General features: G+C 59.6%; 3 protein-coding genes, 1 tRNA gene and 2 rRNA genes (1 of these 6 running past the window's edge). 3 read left to right on the plus strand and 3 right to left on the minus strand.

The window, feature by feature from the left end:
* From NKI50_RS18255 to NKI50_RS18265, 3 genes are all read left to right on the plus strand, one after another.
* A partial coding sequence (locus NKI50_RS18255; protein WP_502900373.1) for an ATP-binding cassette domain-containing protein occupies positions 1 to 670 on the plus strand: 670 nt, incomplete at its 5' end.
* Complete coding sequence (locus tag NKI50_RS18260; protein WP_352483559.1) at positions 667 to 1,458, plus strand: ATP-binding cassette domain-containing protein; 792 nt, start codon at positions 667 to 669, stop codon at positions 1,456 to 1,458. The genes NKI50_RS18255 and NKI50_RS18260, both read left to right, overlap by 4 nt.
* Positions 1,455 to 1,961: an L-2-amino-thiazoline-4-carboxylic acid hydrolase gene (locus tag NKI50_RS18265; RefSeq protein ID WP_352717265.1), complete on the plus strand. Its 507-nt coding sequence runs from the start codon at positions 1,455 to 1,457 to the stop codon at positions 1,959 to 1,961. The genes NKI50_RS18260 and NKI50_RS18265 overlap by 4 nt, the downstream gene beginning before the upstream one ends.
* Positions 1,962 to 2,584: 623 nt before the next feature.
* Here the strand turns inward: NKI50_RS18265 and NKI50_RS18270 are convergent.
* From NKI50_RS18270 to NKI50_RS18280, 3 genes are all read right to left on the minus strand, one after another.
* A tRNA-Met gene (locus NKI50_RS18270) sits at positions 2,585 to 2,661 on the minus strand.
* A 233-nt stretch (positions 2,662 to 2,894) separates the two neighbouring features.
* Positions 2,895 to 3,009: ribosomal RNA gene (gene rrf, locus NKI50_RS18275) — 5S ribosomal RNA — on the minus strand.
* A gap of 96 nt (positions 3,010 to 3,105) precedes the next feature.
* Positions 3,106 to 5,000: ribosomal RNA gene (locus NKI50_RS18280) — 23S ribosomal RNA — on the minus strand (it continues 912 nt past the right edge of the window).

A 5,000-nucleotide genomic window follows, 5' to 3' on the forward strand; every position in this document is an offset into this window, starting at 1 on the left:
CCCCCCCCTCTCTGCGCCCCCCACACCCCCCCCCCCCCCCCCCCCCCTCGCCCCCCCCCCCACAGAGGGGGGTGCGACGGGACGTCAGCCTGCAAGTCTTCGCGACCATGCTTCAATCGGCGGCCGTGACATCGGCTTCATCTTCCAGGATCCATCGGCGAGCCTTGACCCGGTGATGCCAATTGGCAAGCAGATCGCCGAGGTCGCCTACACCCACCTCGGCCTCAATTGGCCGCAAGCCTACGCGAAGGCCCAAAACTTGCTTGAACGGGTCCGTCTGCCCGACCCCAATGCGGCTATGCATGCCTTTCCACACCAGCTTTCCGGCGGCCAGAAGCAGCGCGTCGCCATCGCCGCGGCAATCGCGTCCGGCCCGAAACTGCTGATCGCCGATGAGGCGACCAGCGCGCTGGACACCATCGTGCAGGCCGAGATCGTCGCGCTAATTCGGCAATTGGTGGCCGAGGACGGCATGACGCTGTTGTTCGTCAGCCACGACATCGCGCTGGCCGCTGAGCTGGCGGGGCGCATCGCCGTGTTCCGGAATGGCGAATTGATCGAACTCGGTGCGACGGCGCAGGTCGTCAGTGCGCCGCGGCACACTTACACTCGGGCGCTGCTTGACGCTCATCTCGGCCTCGACGCCGAGCCGCTGTTGCAGCGAACATGACCAGTCCTCTGCTCGCCGTTTCCGGCCTGACCAAACGATACCCTCGCGGCGGCAAGATCATTGCCGCGGCAGATAACGTTTCCTTCCACATCGAAGCTGGCGAGACGCTGGCGCTGGCCGGACCTTCAGGCAGCGGCAAGTCGACGATAGCCCGGCTGATGCTGCGGCTCATCGAACCCGACGCCGGCCATATCGAATTTGAAGGCAGCGACTTCCTGTCAATGAACGGCGCTGCCTTGCGCCACCGGCGCGCTCGTCTGCAGATGGTGTTTCAGGATCCGCTCGCCGCCTTGAACCCGCGCGCCACGGTGGCCCGCGTGCTCGACGACCCCTTGCGCATCCACCACATTGCCTCTCGTGCCGAGCGCCCGCGCCGTATCGCCGCTCTGCTGGAACGCGTCGGCCTCAGTCCCGGTCTCGCCGGCCGCGCCATTCACGAAATTTCCGGCGGCCAACGCCAACGCGTCGCAATCGCCCGCGCGATCGCCACAAAACCGTCGCTGGTCGTGCTCGACGAGGCCGTGTCGGCGCTCGACGTTTCGGTGCGCGGGCAGATCCTGCGGCTGCTGCTCGACCTTCAACGCGAGGAGCGCATCGCCTATCTGTTCATTTCGCACGATCTCGGTGTCGTCCGTGCCATCGCCCACCGCGTCGCCATTTTGGACGCCGGGCGCATTGCCGAGAGCGGCGATGCCCGTACCGTCATCGACGCGCCGCAATCCGCGATCGGCAAGGCGCTGGTGGCGGCAGCGCCAAGACTGTCAAGGATCGAACAGGACGCATCATGACCGACGTCGAAGCCCGAGCCGAAAAACTGTCGCGCGAACTCGATTCCGCCTTCCGTAACCGCGCCGATCTCTATCGTCTGTTGCTCGACGAGCTAACCGCGGAAGTTGGCGCGGAAAAGGCTGAGGCTATCATGATCCGCACCATCGAACGGCGCGGCAAGGAGGTTGCGGCGTCGGCCTTCGCCGATTTCGGCCCGAACGACGCACCGGTAATCGGCGAGGCGTTCCTCGCCGTCAGCCCGGATGGCGGCCGCATGTATCCGACCGACGTCGAACGCGGCCAAGGCCGCATCGCCTTCAAGGTCAAGCGCTGTCCGCTGAAGGACGCTTGGGTCGAAGCCGGCGTTGGCGACAAGAAGCTCGCCACGCTCTGCCGCATCGCCGGCGCCTTCGACCGCGGCCTGTTCGAGGCCACCGGAGTGCGCTTCGACAACGTCACCTGGACGCCGGGCCACGGTTCCGGCTGCTGCCACATCGCTTTGACCAACCGGGATGCCGGCTAGAGCTGCAGTTCGAGCCATGTCGGCGAAGACGTAAAGTTCCGTTTCGTAACCGGCGCCATAAGGCAAGCGGGGGTTTTGATGTGTGCATTGCAAGGAATTGGTGCCGGCCGGAGGCGTCTTTGTGGGTTCACGGCTGTGGCCTCGAGCCACGGCAATCAAATCAATCCGAGATTTTGTCGGATTGCGGCATTCTTATTCGTCTTCAGTAGGGGAGTTCCTGGAGGTGAATTATGAGCGAATTGCCGGTGGTCAGAACGCGACTCAAAGGCAAAAACCTTACGCAGAGCATGCTGATCCCAACGGAGAACATGGTCGCAGACGAGCTCCGGGCTGCGCGACCTGGCCACTTGTCGGACCTTGCAGAGTTACGACGTAAGCTCGCGGCAAAATACGGAGCAGACGCCTGCTGCCCAGTGACTGTGCGGCGGCACTTGGTGCATATCAGTCAAGACGGCAGCGCGCCCTTTTGGCGCGTCGTAAATCCCGATCGGCCATTCGCCCGACGTATGAGAGGTGGATCGGAACACATACGCGAAAGATTGGCTGCGGAATGCTAAGTGTCCTGTCGCGGCACTTCAGTGCATACGAAAACGGCCCGCACAAGGCGGGCCGTTTTCGTACTTTGGTTGCGGGGACAGGATTTGAACCTGTGACCTTCAGGTTATGAGCCTGACGAGCTACCGGGCTGCTCCACCCCGCGTCAACTTCACGGCGAACGCCGGCCGGGCAGCCCGGGCTTTTTTGTTTTGTCCGTCCTCAAGGCCTTCGCCTTGTGGGCGGACGGGGCGCTGCTCCACCCCGCGTCAACCCTAGAAGTAAGCCTTGGCTCACTGAATTCAAGCTTCCGCCAAATGAAAGGGCCGCTTGCGCGGCCCGGAGTCCCGTTGGCGGGCCTGTTCGTAAGGAGAAGATTAAACAACGTGCGCTTGGCAGACCTGGCAGCGACCTACTCTCCCGCGTCTTGAGACGAAGTACCATCAGCGCTGGAGCGTTTCACGGCCGAGTTCGGAATGGGATCGGGTGCAGCCGCTCCGCCATAACCACCAGGTCGGCAAAACGCACGTTGCTCGAGAAGCTGTTTTCTGTGCCATCCATCTCGGCGCAATCCAAGGATTGTCGCCAGAAATGGGCATTAGGAATGAGAACGATCAAGCCGATCGAACTATTAGTACCGGTAAGCTTCAAGCGTTGCCGCTCTTCCACACCCGGCCTATCAACGTGGTCGTCTTCCACGGTTCTCAGGGAATACTCGTTTTAAGGTGGGTTTCCCGCTTAGATGCCTTCAGCGGTTATCCCGTCCGGATATAGCTACCCTGCTATGCGGCTGGCGCCACAACAGGTCCACCAGAGATCCGTCCATCCCGGTCCTCTCGTACTAGGGACAGATCCTTTCAATATTCCTACACCCACGGCAGATAGGGACCGAACTGTCTCACGACGTTCTGAACCCAACTCACGTACCGCTTTAAATGGCGAACAGCCATACCCTTGGGACCTGCTCCAGCCCCAGGATGCGATGAGTCGACATCGAGGTGCCAAACAACCCCGTCGATATGGACTCTTGGGGGTCATCAGCCTGTTATCCCCGGCGTACCTTTTATCCGTTGAGCGATGGCCCTTCCACGCGGGACCACCGGATCACTATGACCGACTTTCGTCTCTGCTCGACTTGTCAGTCTCGCAGTCAGGCAGGCTTATGCCATTGCACTCAGCGAACGATTTCCGACCGTTCTGAGCCCACCATCGCGCGCCTCCGTTACTCTTTAGGAGGCGACCGCCCCAGTCAAACTACCCACCATACATTGTCCCGGACCCGGATAACGGGCCGCGGTTAGACATCCATAGTGATAAGGGTGGTATTTCAAGGGTGGCTCCACCTGAGCTGGCGCCCAGGTTTCAAAGCCTACCACCTATCCTACACATGCCACTACGAATGCCAATGTAAAGCTATAGTAAAGGTGCACGGGGTCTTTCCGTCTAACCGCAGGAACCCCGCATCTTCACGGGGAATTCAATTTCACTGAGTCTATGCTGGAGACAGCGGGGAAGTCGTTACGCCATTCGTGCAGGTCGGAACTTACCCGACAAGGAATTTCGCTACCTTAGGACCGTTATAGTTACGGCCGCCGTTTACTGGGGCTTCGATTCAGAGCTTGCACCCCTCCTCTTAACCTTCCAGCACCGGGCAGGCGTCAGACCCTATACGTCGTCTTGCGACTTCGCAGAGCCCTGTGTTTTTGATAAACAGTCGCTACCCCCTGGTCTGTGCCACCCTCCCATGCTTGCGCATGAAAGGGTCACGCTTCTTCCGAAGTTACGCGTGCAATTTGCCGAGTTCCTTCAGCATAGTTCTCTCAAGCGCCTTGGTATACTCTACCAGTCCACCAGTGTCGGTTTCGGGTACGGTCTATAAGGAGGAGCTATTTCCTGGAACCACGCAGCAGCCCTTTCAATCCGATAAGATTGGACTACCTCAATGATCCGTCACTTCCTCCAGGCCCACGAATATTAACGTGGTTCCCATCGTCTACGCATTTCTGCCTCGACTTAGGGGCCGGCTAACCCTGCTCAGATTAGCTTTAAGCAGGAACCCTTGGACTTTCGGCGGGGGAGTCTCTCACTCCCCTTACGTTACTCATGTCAGCATTCGCACTTCTGATACCTCCACCATCCCTCACGGGTATGGCTTCATCAGCTTACAGAACGCTCCGCTACCGCTTGCATTGCTGCAAACCCTAAGCTTCGGTGTATGGCTTTAGCCCCGTTACATTTTCGGCGCAAAGACCCTTATTTAGACCAGTGAGCTGTTACGCTTTCTTTAAATGATGGCTGCTTCTAAGCCAACATCCTGGTTGTTTTGGGATCCTCACATCCTTTCCCACTTAGCCATAACTTGGGGACCTTAGCTGTAGGTCAGGGTTGTTTCCCTTTTCACGACGGACGTTAGCACCCGCCGTGTGTCTGCCGACTATTACTCCCAGGTATTCGGAGTTTGGTTAGGTTTGGTAATCCGGTGAGGACCCCTAGCCCATCCAGTGC

It is taken from the genome of Mesorhizobium sp. M0563, from assembly GCF_040321065.1.
GTDB lineage: Bacteria > Pseudomonadota > Alphaproteobacteria > Rhizobiales > Rhizobiaceae > Mesorhizobium.